At 46.1% G+C, this 26,578-nt stretch carries 24 protein-coding genes and 8 tRNA genes; 2 read left to right on the top strand and 30 right to left on the bottom strand.

Translation table 11 applies throughout. The features are described from left to right. Positions 1 to 40: 40 nt before the first annotated feature. The 21 genes from AACV20_RS07120 to cysP all read right to left on the bottom strand — a co-directional run bounded on the left by AACV20_RS07120 (position 41) and on the right by cysP (position 15,428). Positions 41 to 1,171, bottom strand: a complete 1,131-nt coding sequence (locus tag AACV20_RS07120) for a sodium ion-translocating decarboxylase subunit beta (RefSeq protein WP_013857700.1) — start codon at positions 1,169 to 1,171, stop codon at positions 41 to 43. 9 nt (positions 1,172 to 1,180) lie between these two features. After that, positions 1,181 to 2,965: a sodium-extruding oxaloacetate decarboxylase subunit alpha gene (oadA, locus tag AACV20_RS07115; protein ID WP_170907038.1), complete on the bottom strand. Its 1,785-nt coding sequence runs from the start codon at positions 2,963 to 2,965 to the stop codon at positions 1,181 to 1,183. Positions 2,966 to 2,989: 24 nt separating this feature from the next. Beyond that, on the bottom strand, positions 2,990 to 3,244 hold the full coding sequence (locus AACV20_RS07110; RefSeq protein ID WP_038148642.1) for an oxaloacetate decarboxylase subunit gamma: 255 nt from the start codon (positions 3,242 to 3,244) through the stop codon (positions 2,990 to 2,992). 372 nt (positions 3,245 to 3,616) lie between these two features. Next, positions 3,617 to 3,693, bottom strand: a tRNA-Arg gene (locus tag AACV20_RS07105). Positions 3,694 to 3,759: 66 nt separating this feature from the next. Beyond that, positions 3,760 to 3,836, bottom strand: a tRNA-Arg gene (locus AACV20_RS07100). Between the two features lie 36 nt (positions 3,837 to 3,872). After that, positions 3,873 to 3,949 (bottom strand) — tRNA-Arg (locus tag AACV20_RS07095). Between the two features lie 66 nt (positions 3,950 to 4,015). Further along, positions 4,016 to 4,092: transfer RNA gene (locus AACV20_RS07090), tRNA-Arg, on the bottom strand. Positions 4,093 to 4,128: 36 nt separating this feature from the next. Further along, a tRNA-Arg gene (locus tag AACV20_RS07085) sits at positions 4,129 to 4,205 on the bottom strand. A gap of 66 nt (positions 4,206 to 4,271) precedes the next feature. Next, a tRNA-Ser gene (locus AACV20_RS07080) sits at positions 4,272 to 4,364 on the bottom strand. Between the two features lie 31 nt (positions 4,365 to 4,395). Next, positions 4,396 to 4,472: transfer RNA gene (locus tag AACV20_RS07075), tRNA-Arg, on the bottom strand. A 41-nt stretch (positions 4,473 to 4,513) separates the two neighbouring features. Next, positions 4,514 to 4,606 (bottom strand) — tRNA-Ser (locus tag AACV20_RS07070). A 186-nt stretch (positions 4,607 to 4,792) separates the two neighbouring features. Beyond that, complete coding sequence (csrA, locus tag AACV20_RS07065; protein ID WP_010320440.1) at positions 4,793 to 4,990, bottom strand: carbon storage regulator CsrA; 198 nt, start codon at positions 4,988 to 4,990, stop codon at positions 4,793 to 4,795. 92 nt (positions 4,991 to 5,082) lie between these two features. Then, positions 5,083 to 6,270, bottom strand: coding sequence for an aspartate kinase (locus AACV20_RS07060; RefSeq protein WP_013857703.1), 1,188 nt, complete (start codon positions 6,268 to 6,270; stop codon positions 5,083 to 5,085). 205 nt (positions 6,271 to 6,475) lie between these two features. After that, positions 6,476 to 9,058 (bottom strand): alanine--tRNA ligase, encoded by a 2,583-nt coding sequence (alaS, locus tag AACV20_RS07055; protein ID WP_170907037.1) that lies wholly within the window; start codon positions 9,056 to 9,058, stop codon positions 6,476 to 6,478. Between the two features lie 121 nt (positions 9,059 to 9,179). Next, positions 9,180 to 9,683 (bottom strand): recombination regulator RecX, encoded by a 504-nt coding sequence (recX, locus tag AACV20_RS07050; protein ID WP_170907036.1) that lies wholly within the window; start codon positions 9,681 to 9,683, stop codon positions 9,180 to 9,182. A gap of 35 nt (positions 9,684 to 9,718) precedes the next feature. Beyond that, a complete protein-coding gene (gene recA, locus AACV20_RS07045) occupies positions 9,719 to 10,765 on the bottom strand; it encodes a recombinase RecA (protein WP_010320444.1) in 1,047 nt (348 codons plus the stop codon). 133 nt (positions 10,766 to 10,898) lie between these two features. Then, complete coding sequence (pncC, locus tag AACV20_RS07040; RefSeq protein WP_013857707.1) at positions 10,899 to 11,390, bottom strand: nicotinamide-nucleotide amidase; 492 nt, start codon at positions 11,388 to 11,390, stop codon at positions 10,899 to 10,901. 114 nt (positions 11,391 to 11,504) lie between these two features. Beyond that, positions 11,505 to 12,632 carry a sulfate/molybdate ABC transporter ATP-binding protein gene (locus tag AACV20_RS07035; protein ID WP_170907035.1) on the bottom strand — a complete coding sequence of 376 codons (1,128 nt, stop codon included), beginning with the start codon at positions 12,630 to 12,632 and terminating at the stop codon, positions 11,505 to 11,507. Then, positions 12,629 to 13,492, bottom strand: a complete 864-nt coding sequence (gene cysW / locus AACV20_RS07030; protein WP_017046720.1) for a sulfate ABC transporter permease subunit CysW — start codon at positions 13,490 to 13,492, stop codon at positions 12,629 to 12,631. Before cysW ends, AACV20_RS07035 begins: the two co-directional genes overlap by 4 nt. 10 nt (positions 13,493 to 13,502) lie before the next feature. Further along, on the bottom strand, positions 13,503 to 14,360 hold the full coding sequence (cysT, locus tag AACV20_RS07025; protein WP_017046719.1) for a sulfate/thiosulfate ABC transporter permease CysT: 858 nt from the start codon (positions 14,358 to 14,360) through the stop codon (positions 13,503 to 13,505). A 66-nt stretch (positions 14,361 to 14,426) separates the two neighbouring features. Continuing rightward, the gene (gene cysP, locus AACV20_RS07020; RefSeq protein ID WP_010320449.1) at positions 14,427 to 15,428 is read right to left on the bottom strand and encodes a thiosulfate ABC transporter substrate-binding protein CysP; all 1,002 of its coding nucleotides are present in this window, start codon (positions 15,426 to 15,428) and stop codon (positions 14,427 to 14,429) included. Positions 15,429 to 15,641: 213 nt separating this feature from the next. Here cysP and cysM point away from each other — a divergent pair, with 213 nt between their 5' ends. Together cysM and mutS are read left to right on the top strand one after the other, a co-directional pair. Further along, positions 15,642 to 16,532 carry a cysteine synthase CysM gene (gene cysM, locus AACV20_RS07015; protein WP_026027976.1) on the top strand — a complete coding sequence of 297 codons (891 nt, stop codon included), beginning with the start codon at positions 15,642 to 15,644 and terminating at the stop codon, positions 16,530 to 16,532. A 243-nt stretch (positions 16,533 to 16,775) separates the two neighbouring features. Beyond that, entirely contained in the window at positions 16,776 to 19,364 is a 2,589-nt protein-coding gene (gene mutS, locus AACV20_RS07010; protein WP_170907034.1) for a DNA mismatch repair protein MutS, read from the top strand. A 132-nt stretch (positions 19,365 to 19,496) separates the two neighbouring features. On the opposite strand, the gene rpoS is transcribed toward mutS, so the two are convergent. The 9 genes from rpoS to AACV20_RS06965 all read right to left on the bottom strand — a co-directional run bounded on the left by rpoS (position 19,497) and on the right by AACV20_RS06965 (position 26,570). Further along, entirely contained in the window at positions 19,497 to 20,498 is a 1,002-nt protein-coding gene (rpoS, locus tag AACV20_RS07005; RefSeq protein WP_017046716.1) for an RNA polymerase sigma factor RpoS, read from the bottom strand. Between the two features lie 72 nt (positions 20,499 to 20,570). Then, complete coding sequence (nlpD, locus tag AACV20_RS07000) at positions 20,571 to 21,503, bottom strand: murein hydrolase activator NlpD (RefSeq protein WP_170907155.1); 933 nt, start codon at positions 21,501 to 21,503, stop codon at positions 20,571 to 20,573. 5 nt (positions 21,504 to 21,508) lie between these two features. After that, positions 21,509 to 22,135, bottom strand: a complete 627-nt coding sequence (locus AACV20_RS06995; RefSeq protein WP_088728605.1) for a protein-L-isoaspartate(D-aspartate) O-methyltransferase — start codon at positions 22,133 to 22,135, stop codon at positions 21,509 to 21,511. Continuing rightward, a complete protein-coding gene (gene surE, locus AACV20_RS06990; RefSeq protein WP_170907033.1) occupies positions 22,135 to 22,881 on the bottom strand; it encodes a 5'/3'-nucleotidase SurE in 747 nt (248 codons plus the stop codon). Before surE ends, AACV20_RS06995 begins: the two co-directional genes overlap by 1 nt. 12 nt (positions 22,882 to 22,893) lie before the next feature. Continuing rightward, a complete protein-coding gene (gene truD / locus AACV20_RS06985) occupies positions 22,894 to 23,991 on the bottom strand; it encodes a tRNA pseudouridine(13) synthase TruD (protein ID WP_017048938.1) in 1,098 nt (365 codons plus the stop codon). A gap of 154 nt (positions 23,992 to 24,145) precedes the next feature. Next, positions 24,146 to 24,631 carry a 2-C-methyl-D-erythritol 2,4-cyclodiphosphate synthase gene (gene ispF / locus AACV20_RS06980; protein ID WP_013857718.1) on the bottom strand — a complete coding sequence of 162 codons (486 nt, stop codon included), beginning with the start codon at positions 24,629 to 24,631 and terminating at the stop codon, positions 24,146 to 24,148. Then, on the bottom strand, positions 24,624 to 25,355 hold the full coding sequence (gene ispD / locus AACV20_RS06975) for a 2-C-methyl-D-erythritol 4-phosphate cytidylyltransferase (RefSeq protein ID WP_170901052.1): 732 nt from the start codon (positions 25,353 to 25,355) through the stop codon (positions 24,624 to 24,626). Before ispD ends, ispF begins: the two co-directional genes overlap by 8 nt. Then, entirely contained in the window at positions 25,356 to 25,637 is a 282-nt protein-coding gene (gene ftsB, locus AACV20_RS06970) for a cell division protein FtsB (RefSeq protein WP_026028366.1), read from the bottom strand. Between the two features lie 129 nt (positions 25,638 to 25,766). Next, positions 25,767 to 26,570, bottom strand: coding sequence for an undecaprenyl-diphosphate phosphatase (locus AACV20_RS06965; RefSeq protein ID WP_017046711.1), 804 nt, complete (start codon positions 26,568 to 26,570; stop codon positions 25,767 to 25,769). Positions 26,571 to 26,578 lie beyond the last annotated feature (8 nt).

Below are 26,578 nucleotides of genomic sequence, written 5' to 3'. Positions count from 1 at the left end.
TAATCTTTAGCTCGCAAAATAACCATCGGCTCGTCTAGGCTTAGCCAACAAGAGCAAGCAAAACGCCTGCTGCAACAGCAGAGCCCAGTACACCTGCTACATTTGGCCCCATGGCGTGCATCAATAAGAAGTTCTGTGGATTAGCTTCAAGCCCCACTTTGTTCACTACTCGCGCCGCCATCGGTACCGCAGACACACCAGCAGCGCCAATAAGAGGGTTAATATCCTCTTTCGAGAATTTATTAAGCACTTTCGCCATCAATACACCACCAGCCGTACCAATACTGAAAGCAATAGCACCGAGCGCCAAAATACCTAATGTTTCCAAGTTCAAAAACTTATCAGCCTGCAGTTTAGAACCAACGCCTAAGCCTAAGAAGATAGTAACGATGTTGATCAGTTCATTTTGCGCTGTCTTGGATAGACGCTCAACCACACCCGATTCACGCATTAAATTACCTAGACAGAACATACCCACTAATGGCGTTGCTGACGGTAAAAATAGAATCGTCATCAATAACACCGCCAAAGGAAACAGTATTTTTTCTGTCTTCCCAACGTGGCGTAGCTGAGCCATTTTGATTTTTCGCTCTTCAGGTGTTGTAAGTGCCTTCATAATCGGTGGCTGAATGATAGGAACTAATGCCATATAGCTATAAGCCGCCACAGCGATTGCACCTAATAAATCCGGCGATAATTTACTGGCAAGGAAAATAGCGGTTGGGCCATCGGCTCCACCAATGATGGCGATGGACGCAGCATCGGCCATGGTAAATTCCATACCCGGTACATAGTTGAGTAATATCGCACCAAACAGGGTGGCGAAAATACCAAACTGAGCGGCCGCACCTAGCCATAACGTTTTAGGGTTTGCAATCAATGCCCCGAAATCGGTCATCGCGCCCACGCCCATAAAAATCAGCAGTGGAAAAACGCCCGTCTCAATACCAACATGATAAACGTAATAAAGCAGACCGCCGGGTTCGGTAAAACCCGCATTCGGAATATTCGCTAAAATCGCACCAAAGCCGATCGGCAATAACAGCAGTGGCTCAAAGCCTTTGCGAATAGCCAAAAACAGCAGTAAACAACCGACCAAAATCATGCAGATTTGGCCTAGCTGAAAATTAGCGATCCCTGTTTCAGACCATAAGGTCAATAATCCGTCCATGGTTCTCCCTTACGCTAAGCTCAGCAATGGTGCACCAACAGTCACAGCATCACCCTCTTTGACATGAAGATCTTGAACAATACCGCCACGTGCCGCACGGATCTCGGTTTCCATCTTCATCGCTTCCAGAATCACTAACACATCCCCTTCTAACACCTCAGAACCAGCTTGAACATTCACTTTAAAAATGTTGCCAGCGAGTGGTGAAGGAACGGCTTCTGCATTGTTACTTGCCGGCACGGCCGATGACTGTGCAGCTTGAGACTGGCTGGCAGAAATCGAGCTAAGCTGGCCTTGTGGCCCCACTTCAACCGTGTAAATTTGCCCATCCACTTTAACACTGTAGGTTTCAATACCACCTTTTGTCACAACGGTGGCAGGTGTAGGTTTGGCTGACTCCAAGGTTGGCGCAGGCTCAAATGCATCCGGATTGTGACGATTTTTCAAGAACTTCAAACCGACTTGTGGGAACAATGCATAAGTCAGAACATCATCCACCGTATCTGTAGCTAATGAAATTCCCTCTGCTTTTGCCTTTTCAAGCAATTCAGTGGTCAACACGGCCATTTCTGCATCCAACAAATCGGCTGGACGGCAAGTGATCGGCGTAAGATTACCCAACACCTTGGCTTGCAACTCAGTATTCACTGGCGCAGGCGTGGCACCGTATTCACCTTTTAATACCCCTGCAGTTTCTTTCGTGATGCTCTTATAGCGCTCACCAGTAAGGACGTTGATCACCGCTTGTGTTCCCACGATTTGAGATGTTGGAGTCACAAGGGGAATGAAACCTAAATCTTTTCGCACACGAGGGATCTCTTCAAGAACCTCATCAAGGCGATCGGCCGCTCCTTGTTCTTTTAGTTGACCTTCCATATTAGTCAACATACCACCAGGAACCTGCGCAATAAGAATACGAGAATCGACACCTTTTAACTGTCCTTCCCATTTTGCGTATTTCTTACGCACTTCACGAAAATAAGTGGCAATCGGTTCAAGCTGTGTCAGGCTCAGGCCCGTATCACGCTCGGTTCCTTCAAGCATAGCGACCACTGTTTCGGTTGGTGTGTGCCCGTAAGTTTGGCTCATTGACGAGATAGCGGTATCCAAAATATCGATACCAGCCTCTACCGCTTTAACGGCTGTTGCCGCTGAAAGACCAGTCGTTGCATGACTGTGCAGCGCTAAAGGTACGGCACAAGAGGATTTAATACGGGTGATTAGATCTTCAGCTTCATACGGCTTGAGCAACCCAGACATATCTTTAATACACAAAGAGTGGCAGCCGAGATCTTCCAACCGCTTGGCAAGATCAACCCAAGTATCTGAATTATGAACAGGGCTAGTGGTGTAAGAGAGTGTACCCTGCGCGTGTGCGCCAACATCAATTGTCGCTTTGACCGCTTTTTCAAAATTGCGAACATCATTCATCGCATCAAAAATACGGAAAACATCCATACCATTCGCGTGAGCTCGTTCGACAAACTTTTCAACAACATCGTCGGCATAGTGGCGATAGCCTAGTAAATTCTGGCCGCGTAGCAACATTTGCATTGGGGTATTGGGCATCGCTTGCTTAAGCGAACGTAAACGCTCCCATGGATCTTCACCGAGAAAACGGATGCAAGCATCAAACGTTGCTCCTCCCCAAGTTTCCAGTGACCAATAACCGATCTTATCGAGCTCTGCTGCAATAGGCAGCATGTCTTCGATACGCATGCGCGTGGCAAATAGTGACTGATGGGCATCACGAAGGACCACATCCGTAATAGCTAGTGGTTTAGACATGCTCATAAACTCCTTTTCATCCTTTCTATGCTATTTAGCTAATGCGCGGTGCTGATGCACTGCTGCAGAAATTGCCGCCACAATTTGCGGGCTCACAGCTGAAGGGGTTGGTTGAACTTTTCGATGTTGAATCGGTGCTGCGATCGGTTGTGGTACTTCTTCCGGTACCAAGGTTGACATTAACCGAACGAGATAAACGAGAATAGTTAGAAAAATAAAGACTACAGCCATCCCCGTAATCATAAGGGTGGCTGCGTCAACTAATAGGCTTCCAATAGTAGTCATGTTGCTTCCTTTCTGTGTCATCCTGACAACAATTGCTACGCATTTTTACAAATGCGATCTTGGCAAGTGGACTAGGATTATCTCGATTGGTTAATAATTGTCAATTTTGTTTAAGGGACTCTTGTAGATAACACACAAAATCGGCGAACAATTACTCACACAAATCACAAAACTCTGAATTTTCTCTATTAAGAAGGGCATTTAACTAGCCAATACGGCTACGTTAATCAAAAAATGATGCAGATACTGAGAGGGAGTTAAAACATTGCAGATTAACAAGATAAAACAAATAGTTGCCATTTTCAATTTAACAAAATAGCAACAAAAAACCAACATAAAAAAGCCCCGCACAATGCGAGGCTTCTTAATAAATGGCGCGCTCAGGAGGATTCGAACCTCCGACCGCCTGGTTCGTAGCCAGGTACTCTATCCAGCTGAGCTATGAGCGCGCAAAGTTTTGATATTAATCAGCGATAATCGCTAACAGTATCAGGTGCAATGACCCTATGAATAAGTGGCGCGCCCTGGAGGATTCGAACCTCCGACCGCCTGGTTCGTAGCCAGGTACTCTATCCAGCTGAGCTAAGGACGCGCAGAGTTAATGACAGTATCACTAACTTTAAATAAGTGGCGCGCTCAGGAGGATTCGAACCTCCGACCGCCTGGTTCGTAGCCAGGTACTCTATCCAGCTGAGCTATGAGCGCGCAAAGTTTTGATATTAATCAGCGATGATCGTTAACAATATCAGGGTCAATGACCCTTTGAATAAGTGGCGCGTCCTGGAGGATTCGAACCTCCGACCGCCTGGTTCGTAGCCAGGTACTCTATCCAGCTGAGCTAAGGACGCGCAGAGTTAATGACAGTATCACTAACTTTAAATAAGTGGCGCGCTCAGGAGGATTCGAACCTCCGACCGCCTGGTTCGTAGCCAGGTACTCTATCCAGCTGAGCTATGAGCGCGCAAGATGTGAATTACATCACAAAAATTTTATTTCTGAACAAAAAAATTGACTCATGGTCAATAAATGGCGGTGAGGGAGGGATTCGAACCCTCGATACGGCTATAAACCGTATACTCCCTTAGCAGGGGAGCGCCTTCGGCCTCTCGGCCACCTCACCGCATTTTCACATTCAATCTTACGAAAGAATATGGCGCGTCCTGGAGGATTCGAACCTCCGACCGCCTGGTTCGTAGCCAGGTACTCTATCCAGCTGAGCTAAGGACGCACATTGTTCTTTATTTGGATGCTAAACCAAATAAGCAAGAATGGCGGTGAGGGAGGGATTCGAACCCTCGATACGGCTATAAACCGTATACTCCCTTAGCAGGGGAGCGCCTTCGGCCTCTCGGCCACCTCACCGTCTTGCGGAGGCACATATTACTTTTTACCAAAAATATGTCAAACACTTTCTTGGTAAAAGCGACAAAAATCAAATCAACCGTTGGCTATTTAATCAAAGCGCTGTGAAATTAAACTTTTCTGTCATATCAGTGACTTCAAAGCATAAAAAAGGCCAGCAAAATTCGCTAGCCTTCCTTGTGATAATTAGTAGTTGCTAGGTGCAACACTACCATTACCTTTTTCAGCTTGAATGCGCATGTAGATTTCTTCACGGTGGACAGAAACCTCTTTCGGTGCATTCACACCGATACGCACTTGGTTACCTTTTACACCAAGAACTGTTACTGTCACTTCATCACCGATCATTAGTGTTTCGCCAACGCGGCGAGTCAAAATTAGCATTCTTTGCTCCTTGAGTAATCTCTGTATTATATTGCAACTGCGCTATTATCCACTAAAAGTTATATTTTCGTAAACTATCTATTAGTGCGCTCTCACCCTAAAGAGACATGTTTTAGGTGAAAAGCTAATAGCTCATCTGACGTTATATAGGCCTCATGTAAAATATTGGCTGCCTTATCAACATGTTGTGGCTGCATAACTAGCATTAACGATTGTTTATCAACCGAAAGGGAACTCACTTCGATCCCTTGTTCTGCAAGTAATTCACATGAGCGTTCAACTAATTCCTGAGCTAGTAAACCTACCGTGGTCAATAAACTAACGGGTTCACTATTACGGATTTTGTCATTGAAAACCAGAGCTAATTTAGCACAAGCGTCTCGTTTTATAATGACACCTGTCCATTCTGCCTCTTCGATCACACTCCACACTTCCACACCGAGCATTTGGCACTGCTTGGCTAAACTCGGGAAATGATCATGTTGCACAGTAATAAGCGCCATATCGCGTTGAATCGCAATGCCACATACTGCTTTATGACACTGCTCACCTTTGATTAGACTGCCTGCGTTTACATCAAAAGTAGACAATACGCGTAAAGGAACTTCATTTTCCCACGCATATTGCACACAAGGTAAATGCAGAACTTTAGCGCCTTTACGTGCCATTTCTTCCATTGACGGGAAATCAACGATCTCTAATTTTTGAGCCGTTGCAACCACACGTGGATCACATGTGTAAACGCCATCCACATCAGTGAATATTTGACACTCATCGGCTTTAAGAGCTCCCGCTAGCGTCACAGCGCTAGTGTCAGAACCTCCACGTCCTAAAGTGGTGATATCCCCATTCTCATTCACACCCTGAAAACCCGCTACCACCACAATATGATCTTGTGCCAGCAACTCGGTAATCGTTCGAGTATCAATCATTTTAATCGTCGCGTCATTGTGTTGATTATCGGTCACAATGTTCGCTTGAGCTCCGGTTAGTGAGCGAGCTGAATAGCCTAATTTATTGAGTGTCATCGCTAATAGCGCCATAGACACTTGCTCACCAGCAGAGAGCAAAACATCAAGTTCTCTTGCAGTTGGTACACTATCGATTTGTTGTGCTAAGCCCAACAGTCGATTGGTTTCTCCTGACATTGCAGAAACAACTACAACCACTTGATTACCATCATTCTTCGCCTTAATGATGTGTTCAGCGACGGTATGGATTCGTTCTATTGAACCCACCGAGGTTCCGCCAAACTTTTGCACGATAAGGGGCTTTTTCACCTATCTTCACCTTCCCAAGACCAAAGTCTCATTAGGACCAAATCGAAAGCAGAGCACTATGTTGAGTATCGATTCAGTAGTTACAAAAACAAAACCAAGCAGATAACTGGCTCGTATCCTATTGCGCCAATTAGACCACTTGGTTTGGTAAATAAAATTACGCCCAATCAAAAAACAGTGATTGAGCGTGACTTATTACAACGGTTTATAGATGCTCAGCAATCCAAGCATCTACGGAAGCTAAAGCGCCAGGCAAGGCATTAACATCCGTACCTCCCGCTTGAGCCATATCCGGACGGCCGCCACCTTTACCACCCACTTGCAAGGCAACCATATTGACCAGCTCCCCTGCTTTAACTTTAGCGGTAAGATCTTTGGTCACACCCGCAATCAAACCCACTTTATCATCAGCCACATTACCCAGCATGATAATGCCACTGCCTAACTGATTTTTTAGCTCATCAACCATACCACGCAGCGCTTTGTTATCAGCGCCATTAAGTTGAGCAACTAGCACTTTCACACCCGCAATTTCTTTTACATTGCTGATCAGATTGGCACTTTCTTTCGCTGCAAGTTTATCTTTTAACTGCTGTAACTCTTTTTCCAAAGATTTCGCTTTAGCCGCCATTTCAGCCACTTTGAGTTCATATTGAGCCTGCTGTTGATCCAATAGATCCAGCGCGCCTTCACCCGTCACCGCTTCAATACGACGAATGCCAGCGGCAATACCGCCTTCAGAAACTATTTTGAATAGGCCGATGTCACCGGTGTTACTTGCGTGAATACCACCACACAGTTCGGTTGAGAAATCACCCATCGACAATACACGAACTTCATCGTCGTATTTTTCACCAAACAGTGCCATAGCACCTTTGGCTTTTGCCGCTTCGATGTCCATAATATTGGTTTCAATCGTGTGGTTACGGCGAATTTGCGCGTTCACTAGACGTTCCACTTCTTTTAGCTCTACGGGCGTCATTGCTTCTAAATGAGAGAAGTCAAAACGCAAGCTTTCCGCTTTTACCAATGAGCCTTTTTGCGCCACGTGCGAACCTAATACTTGGCGAAGTGCAGCATGCAACAAATGTGTGGCGGAGTGGTTCAGTGAAATTGCAGCGCGGCGCTTAGCATCAACAATGGCTTTCGCTTCATCGCCTTTGGCGAGTACGCCCTCGATGAGTTCACCGTGATGAGCAATGGCGTTGCCGAGTTTTTGTGTATCTTCAACTTTAAACAAGCCCGTGGCCGTTTGAATAACACCCGCATCACCACATTGACCACCGGATTCAGCGTAGAAAGGTGTTTCGCCCAAGATCAAAATCGCTTTATCACCCGCAGATAGAGTGTCAACTTCATTGCCGTCAACAAACATAGCGGCAATGAGGCTCTCGCCTTGTGTCGCGCTGTAGCCACAGAAAGCGGTATTGGTATCAACTTTAATGATTGCATTGTAGTCAGTGCCAAATTGGCCCGCTTCACGCGCTCGTTGACGCTGCTCTTCCATCGCTTTTTCGAAACCTTGTTCGTCAATGGTCAGCTCACGTTCACGTGCAACATCATTAGTTAAATCAGCCGGAAAACCGTAGGTATCGTAAAGTTTAAAGACAGTTTCACCATCCAGTACGCTACCCTCTAAATTATCGAGTGCATCATTGAGGATCGCCATACCGCGTTCAAGAGTGCGACCGAAGTTCTCTTCTTCAATGCGCAGCACTTTTTCTACAAGCGCTTGCTGCTTTTTCAGTTCTTCACCAGCCGTTCCCATCACTTGTGCTAATGGGCCAACCAGTTTGTGGAAAAAGGCACCTTGTGCGCCCAATTTATTACCATGACGCACCGCTCGACGAATAATCCGACGCAGTACATAGCCACGGCCTTCATTCGATGGCATCACACCATCCACAATCAAGAAAGCACAAGAACGGATGTGATCAGCAACAACGCGTAGCGATTGATTGGAAAGATCGTCATAACCCGTTACATCAGCGGCGGCTTTAATCAAGGCTTGAAACACATCAATTTCATAGTTTGAGTGAACACCCTGCATGATCGCAGAAATACGTTCAATACCCATACCAGTATCAACGGAAGGCTTTGGAAGTGGCTCCATCGTGCCATCGGCATGACGGTTAAACTGCATGAAGACGTTGTTCCAAATTTCAATGAAACGATCGCCATCTTCCTCTGCCGAACCTGGAGGACCACCCCAGATATGATCGCCATGATCATAGAAAATTTCAGTACAAGGACCACACGGCCCCGTATCACCCATTTGCCAGAAGTTGTCTGACTCATAAGCTTTACCACCCGGTTTATCGCCAATGCGAATAATGCGCTCAGCCGGAATGCCTACTTTTTTATTCCAGATATCAAATGCTTCATCATCAGTTTCATACACGGTAACCAGTAGACGATCAGCGGGCAACTTGAGTGTTACAGTAAGAAACTCCCACGCGTATGCAATAGCGTCTTCTTTGAAATAATCACCAAAGCTGAAGTTACCCAACATTTCAAAAAAGGTATGGTGACGAGCGGTAAAACCAACGTTTTCCAGATCGTTATGCTTACCACCAGCTCGCACACAACGTTGCGCCGTTGTTGCACGTGTATAAGCACGCTTTTCTAAACCAAGAAAACAATCTTTAAATTGGTTCATTCCTGCATTTGTGAACAACAGGGTTGGGTCATTAGCGGGGACTAATGATGAACTATCAACAATTTGGTGTCCTTTACTTTCAAAGAACGAGAGGAACGCGCGGCGAACCTCATCAGTGCTCATAAACATGCAGCTCTTCCTGAAATACTCAAGTTAGAATTTTGCGTTATTGTAAAGCATGGACAAGAGTTCGACTAGTTTTCTTATAGAAAAGGCATGGCAGGAAATAAATTGCAGATCAGACGAAGAGTTAAGCTTCCGATGATGATAAAGCGTAGCTAATTTGCTCGAAGCTAAAACCTCGATACTGCAAAAAACGCACTTGTTTGGCATGTTCTTTTGAACCTTTTTCCGCAGGTTCTCTGAATTTTTTTTCAGCCACCGCTTTTACCAATTCAAACCAATCTTGAGGCTCTTGATATAAAGCGGTTTCAATATCATCGCTACTGACTCTTTTTTGGCTCAGCTCTTGTCGAATGCGCCGCTCACCATGACCTTTAGTGACATGTTGTCTTATTTGACTTGCGGCATAGCGCAGTTCATCCAAATAATGGTTCTCAAGGCAGTAACTCATTGTTTGAACGATAATTTCCGCATCATACCCTTTACTCATGAGCTTTTGCTGTAGCTCATGCTCGCTGTGATCTCGCCGGCTCAGTAATTGCAATGCGCACTCTTTGCACGATAACGTCGATTTGAATTTAGAGGAATACATACTGTCCCTATTAGTCATGGATAAAACAAAGCCCTGCATTGCAGGGCTTTGTTGAAATATAAACGTGGAGAAGATTACAACTCTTCTTCTTGAGGCATTTCGCTCAAAATAGGTTCTTCAACAATTAACTCGGCTGGATTGAGCAGCATTTCACGTAACTTAGTATCAAGAGCCATGGCGGCGGCTGGATTCTCTCTCAAGAATTTACAGGCGTTTGCTTTACCTTGACCAATTTTATCACCGTTATAGCTATACCAAGCGCCCGCTTTCTCAACCAATTTATGTTTCACGCCGAGATCAACCAATTCACCTTCACGGTTAAAACCTTGTCCGTAAAGAATTTGAGTATCCGCTTGTTTAAAGGGAGCCGCGATTTTGTTCTTAACCACTTTAATACGCGTTTCGTTACCCACGACTTCGTCACCCTCTTTAATAGAGCCTGTACGACGAATATCTAAACGAACTGAAGCGTAGAATTTAAGGGCATTACCACCTGTTGTGGTTTCAGGGTTACCAAACATCACACCAATTTTCATACGGATCTGGTTGATGAAGATACACATGCAGTTGGACTGTTTTAGGTTACCCGTTAACTTACGCATCGCTTGAGAAAGCATACGTGCTTGCAAGCCCATGTGGCTATCGCCCATTTCACCTTCAATTTCAGCTTTTGGTGTCAGTGCAGCCACAGAGTCAATGACGATAACATCAATGGCACCCGAACGGGCCAAGGCATCACAAATTTCAAGCGCTTGTTCGCCCGTATCAGGTTGTGAAACCAACAGCTCATCGATGTTTACACCCAGTTTTTTAGCATAAATTGGGTCAAGGGCATGTTCTGCATCGATAAAAGCACAGGTTTTACCCACTCGTTGTGCTGCTGCGATCAATTCCAGCGTTAACGTTGTTTTTCCTGATGATTCAGGGCCGTAGACTTCAACGATACGTCCCATTGGTAAACCGCCAGCACCCAATGCAATATCCAAAGAAAGTGAACCGGTAGAAATGGTTTCAACATCCATTGTACGGTTGTCACCAAGGCGCATGATCGAACCTTTACCAAATTGCTTTTCAATTTGACCCAGTGCTGCGGCTAACGCCTTCTGCTTATTTTCGTCCATTACTTTCTCCAAACTGTCGCTGTGGGTAGCGGCTCGTTAAATTTTTTATCGACTCTTTAGTCGCCAATTGGGGTTAATTATACTGTTGATTCATACAGTGTCTATAGCTGTGTCGAAAAAATTTCGACTAGGTTCAATTTGGTTGCGATAAAAAGTGACTCACCACTTGTAATGCATGAGTAATCGCCTGCTTGCGCACCTGTGCGCGATCGCCTTTAAAACAAAGCGTCTCAGCACGTTCCCAGCCTTGCTTAGAAGCCCATGCAAAGCATACGGTTCCCACTGGTTTTTCTGCGCTACCACCGTCAGGACCAGCAATACCACTGATCGCTACACCAATAGTGGCTTGGGAATGCAAAAGTGCTCCTTGTACCATTTCACGCACCACGGGTTCTGAAACCGCGCCAAAATCCACCAGTGTCTGTGCTTTGACACCGAGCATCTCTTGTTTAGCGAGATTACTGTAGGTCACAAATGACCGCTCAAACCAAGCCGAACTTCCTGCAACCTCGGTAAGTGCAAATGCCACACCACCGCCAGTGCATGATTCAGCACTGGTGAGGATCTCTTTTTGTGCTAACAATTGCTGACCTAATTGCTCACTTAATGCAAAAATCGCTTTCATTACGCCCTCTCCAAAGCCACGTTATTTTCGCTTGAACCTTTATAGCAGATTGAATCTCCAGAAAACAGAATGGGCACGCAAGCGTACCCATTCTGAATCGTTCGTCCGTTGTATTTAGATCTCAAACATTAAACTATCTGCGTCTAAGAATGGCCAACGAATGGTGTGCGGAGTGCTGCTCTCCCCACCAAAAAAGTAGCCCACTTGTGGTGTAGCAAAGGTTTTGTCGCCTCGTGTGAGTGGTTGTTCACTCAATGCTCTATGGGTTAATTTTGCTTCCCATAATTGCTCACTCTCCCAGCCTACTGGCGCGAGTTCCACTCGCACTTCCGCGCCAACAGGATTGACAGAGACCACTTCAAAAGGCAATGAAGCTTGGCTATTTTGTTTGTTCGATAGGCTCAACTCATGGCTGCGCACATACAACTTTCCTGATTGATTAATCGCGTGATCTTTCGGCGGTAAGATAAACGATTGACCGTTGACCCACTGCTCGTTATTCCAGTTGGCTTGGAATACATTCACATTGCCAAAAAAGTCAAAGACGAAGCGACTGTTCGGTTGAGCATAAAGCTGCACTGGCGAGTCGATCTGTTCGATGCGGCCATTGCTCATCACGACCACGCGATCAGAGAGTTCAAGTGCTTCATCTTGATCGTGGGTGACAAATACGCTCGTAAAACCGAGCTCTTCGTGCAAGCTGCGCAACCAGCGGCGCAATTCTTTACGCACTTTGGCATCCAGTGCGCCAAAAGGCTCATCCAGCAGTAGCACTTCCGGCTTTGTTGCAAGAGCGCGAGCCAAGGCGATGCGCTGCTTTTGCCCACCGGAAAGTTGTTCAGGATAGCGCTCAGCTAAATGGCCAAGTTGTACAATATCCAACAGCTGTTTGACTCTTTTGGTGATTTCCGCCGCCGCTGGTCTATGACGGCGATCCATCACTTGCAAACCAAACGCGACATTGTCGGCCACCGTCATATGACGAAAAAGTGCGTAGTTTTGGAACACAAAGCCAACTCGGCGTTCGCGGACGTGGACATGAGTCACATCGCGATCTCTAAAATGAATGGTTCCGCTATCGGCTCCTTCAAGGCCGGCAATAATGCGCAACAAAGTGGTTTTGCCTGAGCCGGAAGGACCAAGTAAGCCAATCATCTCGCCATCATCAATCTGTAACGAGAGCGGAGAGAGCGCTTGAAATTGACCAAATTGTTTGGAAATGTTGCCTAAACGTATACTCATACCGTCTCTTGCTCTCTGTTCGTTTTTGTCTGATTGTTGTGTTGACGCCATTCAACATAAGCTTTAAAAACTAAGGTTAATAATGCAATGAAAGCCAATAGTGAGGCGCTAGCAAACGCCGCTTCCGATTGATAATCTTCATACAGTAGCTGCACATGTAGCGGTAAGGTATTGGTTTCACCACGAATATTGCCAGACACAACCGCTACTGCGCCAAATTCACCAATGGCACGCGCATTGGTTAGGATGACACCGTAAATCAGTGCCCATTTAATATTCGGTAAGGTGACGCGACGAAACAGTTGCCACCAAGATGCACCCAAAATAACCGCCGCTTCTTCATCTGATCGGCCTTGCTGCTGCATCAGCGGGATCAGCTCACGCGCAACAAACGGGCAAGTCACAAAAACCGTGACCAATAAAATTCCCGGCCAAGCAAACATCACTTGCAGATCGCGCTCAAACAACCACTCGCCCAACCAACCGCTGCTGCCGTAAAGCAGTAAATACAGAAGGCCTGCAACAACCGGTGATACGGCAAACGGAATATCAATTAAAGTGGTTAATATTTTTCTACCCGGAAATTCAAAACGAGTCACTGCCCAAGCTAATAACACGCCGAACACTAAGTTAATTGGCACCGTGAGTAGCGCAACTAGCAGTGTTAAACCAATGGCATGACGCGTATCGGGTTCAATTAAATGACTAATATAAGTCGATAAACCACTAGCAAAGGCTTGTTTGAAAATGCTCACTAGCGGGATAATCAGCAACAATGCAACCCAAAACAGCGCAAAGCCAATCAAACTCCACTTCACCCAAGGTGCTTCACCGACTCGTAACGGTTGATGTGCTTTCATTATCGGTTCCTTAACGTCCATGAATTCGACGCAGGTATGCGCCCTGCCATAGATTGATCAGTAGTAGCAGCGATAACGATGCCATCAATACTACCGAGGCAATGGCACTCGCCGCTGGAAAATCAAATTCTTGTAAGCGTACAAAAATCATTAATGAGGTAATTTCACTGACGTAAGGCATATTGCCCGCAATGAAAATCACTGCACCAAACTCGCCCAAGCTACGCGTAAATGAGAGTGCAATACCAACCAATAGTGCTGGACGAATCGAAGGCATGATCACTTTCCAAAATACGGCGCTGTCTGATGCGCCTAACGTCATTCCCGCTTCTTCCTCTTCTTTGGAGATCTCTTCCAAGACGGGTTGTACCGTGCGCACCACAAACGGAATACTGGTAAACGCCATCGCGACAACAATCCCCAAGGGGGTATAAGCCACTTTAATTCCAAGCTCGCCAAGTACGCTGCCCACCCAGCCATTGGATGAGTAAAGCGTCGCCAACGTGATGCCTGCAACGGCGGTAGGCAAAGCAAACGGTAAATCGACTAAAGCATCAAGAATACGTTTGCCATAAAAATCATAACGAACCAGCACCCAAGCGAGCAATAATCCTAGCAAGCCATTAAACAATGAGGCGATGAGTGCCGCGCCCACCGTTACTTTGTAACTGGCCAGTACACGAGGGTCCGCCACCACCTGCCAATACTCGGTGAGCGACATTTGGCTCGTCTGCATAATCAAACCACTGGCGGGCAATAGCAGCACTAAGCTGACAAAAAACAGCGAAGTACCGAGGCTAATACCAAATCCGGGTAGCACCCTTTTATGGCGTGGGCGAGATAAAGAAGCGGTGAAGGAATGGCTCATAAACCCTCGAAACAAAACGGATGCGTAAGAAAACCACCCACACTCAGCGCAGGTGGCGATGACGAATTAACGACGTTGAAGTTGGTCAAGCTTCGCGCCATTGGCAAAATGAAGTTTCATGGCATTTTCCCACCCGCCAGCAATGCTCTCAACTGTTAGCAATTCAACTTCAGGGAAGCGATCAGCAAATTCTGCGTTCACTTTTTCATCATGAACGCGGTAATTAAACCCAGCCAGCAAACGTTGCGCTTCTTCACTGTACAGATAAGCGAGATATTCGTTGGCTACCTCAAGCGTGCCTTTACGCTTGGCATTTTTTTCCACCACGGCCACAGGAAACTCGGCCAAGATAGAAGTCTTAGGCACCACTACTTGATATTCATCCACGCCATACTGCTGACGAATATTGTTCACTTCAGATTCAAACGTAATCAGCACATCGCCAATGCCACGTTCAACAAACGAAGTAGTCGCACCACGGCCGCCAGTATCAAATACCGCTACATTAGCTAAAAATTGTTTGAGGAATTGATCCTGCTCGGCTTGGTTCTCTTTGCCAAAAGTCTTTTGTGCATAACCGACCGCGGCCAAATAGGTATAACGTGCATTACCTGAGGTTTTAGGATTGGGGAATACAGAAGCCACATCAGCTTTAGCGAGATCGCCCCAATCTTGAATATTTTTTGGATTTCCCTTGCGCACTAAAAATGCGGTCGTGGAGTAGTAAGGTGAGCTTGCATTGGGCAATTTTTCTTGCCAATTAGCATCGATAAGCTTGCCACGATCGTGCAGCACCTGAACATCTGTTACCTGATTGAATGTCACTACATCGGCGGCTAACCCCTGCAAAATTGAGCGAGCTTGCGCAGATGACCCACCGTGCGACTGTTTGATCTCCACTGTTTGGCCTGTCTTTTGTTGCCAGTGTTTTTCAAACACTGGGTTATAAGAAGCAAACAGCTCGCGAGCGATGTCGTACGATGAGTTGAGAATGGTTTGATCCGCGGCCGAAACATTCAACGATCCTACGGCTAATAAGCTGGCTAAGGCTGACTTGATGAACTTCATATATTGCTACTCCCTAATCACTACGGCCAAAATGGCGTCCTTGGCAATTAGAGTATGAGGAAAATGAATTATAACAAAGAGGATAACTAGAACTTTTTGGAATAAACTCTAGCAATAAATTGTATGCCAATTACCAGCACGACTTTATAGTAGTGTTCGGTAAGGTGGATACGTCATCTTACTCTTCCGACTAAAAAAATTAAGGACAACATGATGGCGGACTTTCCAACGATTGAAGCATATGTCGGGCAAACGCCTTTAGTTCGCTTGCAGCGACTGGCGGCTCACACCTCAAGCACCGTATTGGTCAAGCTAGAAGGCAATAACCCAGCAGGTTCAGTCAAAGATCGCCCAGCACTCAATATGATAGTGCAAGCAGAGCGTCGCCAAGAGCTCCAACCGGGCGATACCATCATTGAAGCGACCAGCGGCAACACGGGTATTGCGCTGGCAATGGCGGCCGCCATCAAAGGCTACAAAATGATTTTAATCATGCCGGATAATGCCACCCAAGAGCGTAAAGACGCGATGAAAGCGTATGGTTGTGAGCTCATTTTAGTCAGCAAAGAGCAAGGCATGGAAGGAGCGCGCGATTTAGCATTAAAAATGCAAAGTGAAGGCAAAGGAAAAGTGCTCGATCAATTCAATAACCCCGACAACCCGCAAGCTCATTTTGATTCAACTGGCCCAGAAATTTGGCAACAAAGCCACGGGGAAATCACCCATTTTGTCTCAAGTATGGGCACAACGGGCACCATCATGGGCACTTCTCGCTATCTAAAAACGCAAAATCCAGAGATAAGCATTGTCGGTTTACAACCAGCAGAAGGCAGTGCAATTCCGGGCATTCGCCGCTGGCCTCAAGCTTATTTACCCGGTATTTTTGAATCATCACGTGTTGATGTGGTACTCGATATCGAAGAGCAAGATGCCATCAATACGGCTCGTGCTTTGGCAACCCAAGAAGGCATTTGCGCTGGCGTCAGCTCTGGAGGCGCCGTTTTCGCTGCGTTACAAATCGCGCAACAAAATCCAGGAGCGGTGGTCGTCGCCATCATTTGCGATCGAGGCGATCGTTATCTCTCATCCGGTCTTTTTTCTTAGATCTAATCTCCACCCCAACGGGCTAATCAATGCTGAACGCGCTCATCACTTTTTAGCCCTTGGCTTTGCTTCCACATCAGCATCCCTTGATTGCTCAGCAATAGCGAAGTTTGTTATCCTCTCCAACTATTTAAATGCATGCTCTGACGATTCTTTCTAACTCATGTCAGAGCTAAGGCCGCTGCCATTCCTGTAGGGTGGTCATTTTCACAGTCAGCCATTGATAATCGAGTGACGAATAACATGAGCAAATCCAGCGCATCTTCCGCCGAGTCTTCACCACAGCACACCCCGATGATGCGGCAATATCTGCAATTGAAAGCCGAAAACCCCGATATTCTGCTCTTTTATCGGATGGGCGATTTCTACGAGCTGTTTTACGATGACGCTAAACGCGCATCGCAATTGCTGGAAATATCACTCACCAAACGCGGTGCTTCTGCGGGTGAGCCTATTCCAATGGCGGGCGTTCCCTATCACGCCGTGGAAGGTTACTTAGCGAAATTGGTACAACAGGGCGAATCCGTCGCGATTTGTGAACAAATTGGCGATCCTGCCACCAGCAAAGGCCCCGTTGAGCGTAAAGTGGTACGGATTGTCACGCCCGGTACGGTCACGGATGAAGCCTTGCTCTCTGAGCGAGTCGATAACTTAATTGCTGCCATCTACCACCACGATGGTCGCTTTGGCTACGCAACCTTAGACATCACTTCAGGGCGCTTCCAACTGAGTGAGCCAGAAACCGAAGAGGCGATGGCCGCCGAACTGCAACGCACCGCACCGCGCGAACTGCTCTTCCCTGAAGATTTCACACCAGTCACTTTAATGGGCAATCGCAAAGGAAACCGTCGCCGCCCTATTTGGGAATTTGAGTTAGAGACAGCAAAACAGCAGTTGAACCAACAATTTGGTACGCGTGATTTGGTCGGTTTTGGCGTAGAACAGGCTAAACTGGGCTTATGCGCCGCTGGCTGCTTGATTCAATACGTGAAAGATACGCAGCGCACTGCACTGCCTCATATTCGTTCACTGACGTTTGATCGCCAAGATCACTCGGTGATCTTAGATGCCGCCACGCGCCGTAATTTAGAGATCACGCAGAACTTGTCCGGTGGCTTTGATAACACCTTAGCGGAAGTGCTCGATCATTGCGCCACCCCAATGGGCAGCCGCATGCTCAAACGCTGGTTACACCAACCGATGCGCTGTATTGATACGTTGAATCAACGCCTTGATGCGATCGGCGAGTTGAAACAGCTTGCTCTGTTTAGTGAATTACAACCTGTGCTGAAACAGATTGGCGATATTGAACGTATTCTTGCTCGTTTGGCATTGCGTTCCGCTCGCCCAAGAGACTTAGCACGCCTGCGACATGCGATGCAGCAATTGCCGCAGCTCAGTGAAATACTGCAACCCTTGTCGCAACCCCACTTAGTTCAGTTAACTCATCATGTACAGCCATTGGATGAGCTGTGCACACTGCTTGAGCGAGCGATCAAAGACAACCCACCAGTTGTGATTCGTGATGGTGGCGTGATTGCCGATGGCTACAGCGCCGAACTGGATGAATGGCGTGATCTAGCCAACGGCGCAACCGAATACTTGAATAAATTAGAAGCTGAAGAGCGCGAACGTCATGGCATTGATACGCTAAAAGTCGGCTACAACGCGATTCACGGTTTCTACATTCAAGTCAGCCGTGGCCAAAGTCACCTTGTTCCTCCCCACTATGTGCGCCGCCAAACGCTGAAAAATGCCGAGCGTTATATTATTGCCGAGCTAAAAGCGCATGAAGATAAAGTGCTCAACTCGAAATCAAAAGCACTAGCAGTGGAAAAGCAGCTTTGGGAAGAGTTATTTGACTTATTGTTGCCTCATTTAGAGCAGATGCAAAACCTTGCATCTTCGCTATCGCAGCTCGATGTGTTGCAAAACCTTGCCGAGCGCGCTGAAAGCTTAGATTACTGTCGCCCGACCTTGAGTAAAGAGCCCGCGATCCATATTCAAGCGGGCCGTCACCCTGTCGTTGAGCAAGTGATGAATGACCCCTTCATTGCCAACCCAATTGAGCTCAATCCGCAACGAAAAATGTTGATCATTACCGGGCCTAACATGGGCGGTAAATCGACCTACATGCGCCAAACTGCATTGATTACTTTATTAGCGCATATCGGTTGTTATGTACCAGCGGAAGCAGCATGCATCGGTTCGATTGACCGCATCTTCACCCGCATTGGTGCATCGGACGATCTCGCCTCTGGTCGCTCTACTTTCATGGTTGAAATGACCGAAACTGCCAACATTTTGCATAATGCGACACAAAATAGCTTGGTATTGATGGATGAAATTGGCCGCGGCACCAGTACCTATGATGGGTTATCACTGGCTTGGGCAAGTGCACAATGGCTCGCAAGCCAAATTGGCGCGCTAACGCTATTTGCCACTCATTATTTTGAACTGACCGAGCTGCCAAACCAGCTACCTCACTTAGCCAACGTGCATTTAGATGCCGTGGAACATGGCGATAGCATTGCCTTTATGCATGCGGTTCAAGAAGGGGCGGCAAGTAAATCTTACGGCCTAGCAGTGGCAGGTCTTGCTGGCGTGCCTAAAACAGTGATCAAAAACGCGCGCGCTAAACTGTCGCAGCTCGAGTTATTGAGCCAACAGCAGCCCAATGGCAGCAAAAGCTCAACCGTAGATATTGCTAATCAACTCAGTTTGATCCCAGACCCAAGCGAAGTCGAACAGGCATTAGCAGCTATTGATCCTGACGATCTAACGCCTCGCCAAGCATTAGAAGCGCTTTATCGCTTGAAGAAGCTAATGTAACAATCTGATATTACAAATAAAAAAGGCATCGATTTTAAGTCGGTGCCTTTTGTGCTTTTATGCAATAGTTTTATAAATCAACGGTTTTATAAATCAATGGTTTTATGAATCAAGGTCTTGTTGAACCAACCTTTAGTCGTATTCAACATTAAACAGCGCTTCCATGTTCAAGCCTTGTTTAACTAAGATCTCTCTCAAACGACGTAGACCTTCCACTTGAATTTGACGAACTCGTTCACGGGTTAAGTTAATTTCGCGCCCGACTTCTTCTAAGGTGGACGGTTCATAACCTAATAGTCCAAAACGGCGTGCAAGTACCTCTTTTTGTTTTGGGTTCAGTTCATCTAACCAATTCAGTAGTGATTCACGGATATCATCATCTTGCGTAGAAATTTCAGGATCAGAGTTGTTCGTATCTGGGATGATATCGAGTAGTGCTTTGTCACCATCGCCGCCAATCGGTGTATCAACAGAACTGATACGCTCGTTCAGACGTAGCATTTTACTGACATCTTCTACTGGCTTATCCAGTTGGAACGCAATTTCTTCTGCGGTAGGTTCGTGATCTAACTTCTGCGACAGCTCGCGAGCCGTGCGAAGGTAGATATTCAACTCTTTAACGACATGAATTGGCAAACGGATAGTGCGCGTTTGGTTCATTAATGCACGTTCAATGGTTTGACGGATCCACCAAGTAGCATAGGTTGAGAATCTAAAGCCACGTTCTGGATCAAATTTTTCTACCGCGCGGATCAAGCCTAAATTACCCTCTTCAATTAGATCGAGTAAAGCTAAGCCACGATTACCATAACGGCGAGAAATTTTAACGACCAAACGTAAGTTACTTTCGATCATGCGTTTACGAGCAGCTTCATCGCCTCTCAGTGAACGACGAGCATAAAGTACTTCTTCTTGGGCTGTTAATAATGGAGAAAAACCAATCTCGCTAAGATACATCTGTGTTGCATCTAAGCTTTTTGTTGACGCATCAAATCCTTCTTTGGCATCTTCGATTTGAACATCGTCATCGCTTTGGCTTTTAGTGGTGGTGAGTTCTTCATCAACCTCAATCGAATCCATGATCTCTTGGTCTTCAAACTCTTCGACTTTCGTTACTGCATTGCTGATACTCATAGCGCCTCCCCCTGGCGAGCTAGCAAGACATTACTACTTTCTAATGTCGCTACATGACTCTTTCAAGTATGTTTACGGTAAGTAGCGTTTTGGATTCACCGACTTACCTTGATAACGAATTTCAAAGTGTAAACGAACACTGCTGGTTCCTGAGCTACCCATGGTTGCTATTTTTTGGCCAGCTTTAACACTTTGTCCTTCTTTTACCAGTAACCGATCGTTATGAGCATAAGCACTGAGGTAGTTATCGTTATGTTTAACAATCACAAGATTGCCGTAACCTCTTAATGCATTTCCCGAATAGACAACGGTTCCTGCAGCAGTTGATAAAATGGATTGACCACGCTGTCCTGCGATATCGATCCCTTTATTTCCTTGATCGCCTGCTGAAAAGTTTTTAATTATTCTCCCTTGTGTCGGCCATAACCATTTTGAAACTTTATCATCTTTTGGTTTAGCAAAGGTTACATTAGCATTAACATTTTGCTTACCTTTTGAATCAACATACTCTTTTGATTTCGATTGTTCAACTACCTTAGGAGGATCTTTTTTTGCGACTTTGGTCGAAGAACTTGCGGCATTAGATCCACTATTTTTATTAGAGTTTTTACTCACTCCGTCTACAACCATTGGGGGGGAAACTAAGCCAGCCATTGTGCTCGAAGGGGTTGCAGCCACAATGACTTCTGTTACACCATTACCACCATAAGCAGGAGGCGTGTAATTGGGGATCCATAATTTGAGTTTTTGACCGGGATGAATGGTGTAAGGTTTTTTTAAATTATTGAAACGGATCAAGTCGTTTACATTTTTATCTGTGACATAAGATATAAAATAGAGCGTATCGCCTTTTTGCACTTCGTAAAAACTGCCGCGATAACTACCACGAGGAATGGCATTATAGTCTTTATTGAGCCCAGAAACGGGTGCAGGAGTATGAGCAGCACATCCGATAAGGACGCTACTCATTAGCACCATTATTACTCTGTTTCTTAGGTTACTCATCATCACTAAGCTAAATCACCGGCAACTAAAGGAACAAAACGCACCATCTCAATGGTGTTAGAAATAAAATCATCGCCTTGGCGAACTATTTTCAATAACTGTTGCTCACTACTGCCGACAGGAATCACTAAACGGCCACCTTCCGTAAGCTGATCAAGCAGCGCATTTGGGACAAATTCGGCTGCCGCCGTAACAATGATCGCATCAAAAGGAGCTTTAGCATCCCAGCCCAACCAGCCATCACCATGCTTAGTGGAGACGTTATAAATATCAAGTTGCTTTAAACGACGCTTCGCGTCCCACTGTAATGACTTGATCCGTTCAATCGAATACACGTGCTCAACCAACTGGGCAAGCACAGCGGTTTGATAACCCGATCCTGTGCCAATTTCTAAGACCTTACTCTGCGGCTCAAGTTCTAAAAGCTGCGTCATTTTTGCCACAATGTAAGGTTGTGAAATCGTTTGTCCTTGGCCTATCGGCAAGGCATTGTTGTCATAGGCTTGATGCATCATCGCCTGAGAAACAAAGCTTTCTCTTGGCAAACAATGAATGGCATCCAAAACGGTTTGATCTTGGATACCATTCGCGATCAGAAATTCAATTAATCTGTCGGCATGTGGATTGGCCATTACCCTTTTTCCTTCAACCAGTTATCCATACTTGGCAGTGACTCATGAGCCGTGAGATCAACCTGCAACGGCGTCAAGGAGACATAGCCATGCTCAATCGCATAGAAATCAGTCCCTTGCCCTGCATCTTGCTCTTTACCCGGAGGACCTAACCAATAAATATCATGCCCACGAGGATCTTTCTGCTTAATCATACTTTCTGCGTGATGGCGAGCACCTAAACGCGTCACTTGAATACCCACTAACTCCTCAAATGGACGATCTGGTACGTTCACATTCAATAATCGATTGGTTGGGATCGGGGCATTGAGATGCTGTTCGACCAACTGGCGCGCTATCTGCGCTGCCGTAGTAAAATTAGCCGTCCCGACCAATGAAAACGCGATCGCTTGCACCCCAAGAAAGTGCCCTTCCATCGCCGCCGCAACCGTGCCCGAATAGAGCACGTCATCGCCCAAATTCGCACCATGATTGATGCCTGTCAGCACCAAATCAGGCAGATCATCTTTGAGCAGTTCATTGAGTGCAAAATGCACACAATCGGTTGGTGTGCCTTGCACTGAATAGGTATTGGGTGCAATGAGATCCACACGAAGCGGCTGCTCTAATGTCAGCGAATTGGAGGCTCCTGACCGATTACGATCCGGCGCGACAATCACGATCTCGGCGAGATCAGCCAGCGCGCGTGCTAGGGTATTTAAACCTTGCGCGTATACACCATCATCATTGCTTAATAAAATCTTCATCGAGTTTTTTCCTTAGAACTCGCGTTCAACCGCTATCTCTTCAACCAATTCGCGAATGACTGAGGTAGCAAAACTTCCTGCATCTAAATCAAAACGTAACGTCACATTGTCTTGTTCAACTGTCCAAGAAAGATTCTGAGGCTTAAGCATCAGCGCCCGGCGCTCATGACGCATACGATTGCTGCGGATCAGTGCCATCAAGTCAGGTTCAGCATCAAGGTGAACTTGTTCTAAATCTAAAGCCTCACCTTGCGTCGGTAGTGCGTTATCGCCCGCCAAAGCAGCACTTATTTGCACTTCATTCAATGCCAGTTTGTTATTGAGATCGGTAAGATTCGCCAAGGTAACTAAGGTCGTTTTCTCTCCCTCAAGTGCGATATCTCCTTCGATAAATTGGTGTAACTTATCTTGCTCGATACGGGCAGAGACAATTTGGTTGAAAATCCACGAACGGGCCGCCGAAAGATACAAACTGCGCTGATTTTGGTTACGTGAACGCACGTTCTCTTTTCCCCAGCGACGCGCTTCACTGAGGTTATTGCCGTGATTGCCAAAACGTTGGCTACCAAAATAATTAGGCACACCGTGCGTGGCGATGTGCTCTAATCGCGTCACTACTTCGGCGGTGTCGGTGACTTCAGAAAGCGTGATTTCAAAATGATTGCCGACTAAATCTCCGGGGCGCAACTTTTTATTGTGACGCGTAGTTTCCAGAATTTCGATGCTCGGATATTGAGCCAAAAACTCGGTGAAATCTGGCGTCTCACCTTTTGGTAAATGTACACTGAGCCACTGCTGCGTAACCGCATGACGATCTTTCAGACCAGCCCAACTCACATCTTTTGATTTCACACCACATGCTTTAGCCAATTCATTGACCACAAAACTGGTATTTTCACCAGTTTTACGAATATGAACCATTAAGTGTTCACCACTTCCTGCCAGTTCGAATCCTAAGTCTTCAATCACTTTAAAGTGCTCTGGCTTGGCTTTTATTTTGGCTTTAGCGGCTGGTTTACCACAAAGGTAAGCCAATGAAGATAATATATCTGACATGTTTTCATCCGTCGCTGACGCGAGTTGGCGGTAATAATAAAAACAGCGACGCATGAGCCGCTATTGCGCGTTACTGAGCGTGCCATTCGTTGGCGGTAGTCCATCAATAACGTGTTTTCACATAGAAGGAGAGGCAAGTGAATTGCCATTACCTCTTCAATTTGGGTCGTTTTATTAAGGCGATATTATGCTTTGATCAACCGTGCATTTAATCTGTAGTACATTTGATCAATAAGACAACCGCTTCGCAAGCAATACCTTCTTTGCGCCCAGTGAAACCAAGGCGCTCGGTTGTGGTTGCTTTGACGTTAATATTATCTAGCGTCGTTTCAAGATCTTGCGCAATGGCAGCGCACATCGCTTCAATATACGGCGCCATCTTCGGCGCTTGCGCGATAATGGTGACGTCGGCATTTCCTAAACGGTAGCCTTGCGCTTTCACACGGCGATAGACATCTTTCAATAATTCACGGCTATCTGCCCCTTTCCATTTATCATCAGTATCGGGGAAATGGCGGCCAATATCACCTGCGGCAATCGCGCCAAGCAGCGCATCACTTAAAGCATGCAAGGCGACATCACCATCGGAATGAGCAATTAAGCCTTGTTCATAAGGAACGGCAATTCCCCCAATGATGACTGGGCCTTCACCGCCAAATTTATGAACATCAAAACCGTGGCCAATTCTAATCATGGTTATTTCCTATTGCGGCTAGTGAAGAAGTACGACCTAAATAAAACTCAGCTAAAGCGAGATCTTCGGGTTGCGTAATTTTGAGATTATCCGCCCGCCCAGCGACCAACGCTGGATGTAATCCTTGCCACTCCATTGCGGATGCTTCATCGGTGATGATGACTTGCTGATCTAATGCGTCCGACAAAGCCTCAAAAAGCGGCTTGGCTCTAAACATCTGGGGGGTGAGTGCATGCCATAATGCGACGCGATCAACGGTATGATCAATGTTGTTTTCGCCATCAGCACGCTTCATTGTGTCTCGAACGGGTGCAGCTAAAATCGCACCTACTGGATGCTCTTTAGCTGTCGTAATCAATCGGTCAATATCTGAAAAAGTAAGACAAGGCCGCGCTGCATCATGCACGAGAACCCATTCACCTAGGGAATTAGCTAAAACATATTGCAGCGCCGAGAGCACTGAGTCGGCTCGCTCTTGACCACCGCTGACACGAATAACATTGGGGTTAGTGGCTAATGGCAGAGCAAAATAGTAAGGATCATCGTCACTGACGGCGACAACAACGCGATCAATATTAGGGTGCGCGAGCAGCGTCGCTATTGTGTGTTCGAGAACGGTTTTGTTGTGTATGGTTAAATACTGTTTCGGACGATCTGCTTGCATTCGGCTGCCGACACCAGCAGCCGGTACAATCGCGGTAAGAGAAAGCGTACTGTGCGGCATTTATTGACTATCCTCACCGACCAATCGATAGAAAGTTTCACCTGCTTTTATCATTCCTAATTCATGACGCGCTCGCTCTTCAATCGCGTCCAATCCTTGTCGTAAATCATCAATTTCGACGAACATTTCCGAATTTCGTAGCGTTAGGTTTTCGTTTACTTGTTGCTGCACGTCAATTTCATCGACAATGGTTCGATAATCAGCAATGCCATTTTTACCGAGCCACAAATCGTACTGTAATAAACCGAATAATAACGCCAATGTCACCGCAAAAAGTCGCATCACATCTATAACCATTCAAAACGTTCACTATGAAAGAGAACGTAAACGATAAACAAAGCGTGCTGTTTAAAAAAAGTGACGCTCTAACACAGCACGAAAATGATGGCTATTTATACCACAAGCCTTTATTTAACTCATCATTAGGAACGCAAATAAGCCGCCACCCAGAATTAAACGGTAAATGACAAACGGAGTCATACCCATTTTAGAAATCAGTTTTAAGAAGAAATGGATACAAATATAAGCACTGATAAAGGAGGTCAGGATACCCGTCATTAAGAAACCAAAATGCACAGGTTCGCCACTGGTCACCAGCTTTAACCCTAAATAGCCACCCGCCAAAACAATGATAGGAATCGACATCAAGAAAGAAAAACGCGCGGCCGCTTCACGAGTAAAACCAAGATACAACGCCGCAGTGATGGTCGCTCCTGAGCGAGAGGTACCGGGGATCACCGCAACCGCTTGTGCCAAACCAATCATCAGCGATTTTTTCCAATCGGCTTGGTATTCATCATCCGCTAATGGAGCGTTTTTATCGACATACCACAGTAATAGACCAAAAATAATAGTGGTGGTTGCTATCACCCAAGCACTGCGTAGGTAGAGTTCAACAATATCTTTCATAAAAAAGCCGAAAATACAGGCAGGAATGGTTGCTAGTACGATCATCCATGCCAGTTTCGATTCTTTACTGCGCTCGCCTTTAAAAATCGAGGCAAAAAAAGCGCGCAGTAAAGTCACGACTTCTTTCCTAAAATAGATAACCACGGCAGCTAATGTGCCGACATGCACCGCCACATCAAAGGCAAGACCTTGATCTTCCCAGCCTAAAATGGCTGAAGGCAAAATTAAATGGGCGGAGCTGGAGATAGGTAAAAATTCGGTTAAGCCTTGAATCAAAGCCAAAAAAAACGCTTCTAAATAACTCATTACTGACT

This window comes from Vibrio sp. B4-6, from assembly GCF_963888245.1.
Lineage (GTDB): Bacteria > Pseudomonadota > Gammaproteobacteria > Enterobacterales > Vibrionaceae > Vibrio > Vibrio anguillarum.
This window is presented reverse-complemented; position numbering and strand designations above follow the sequence as displayed.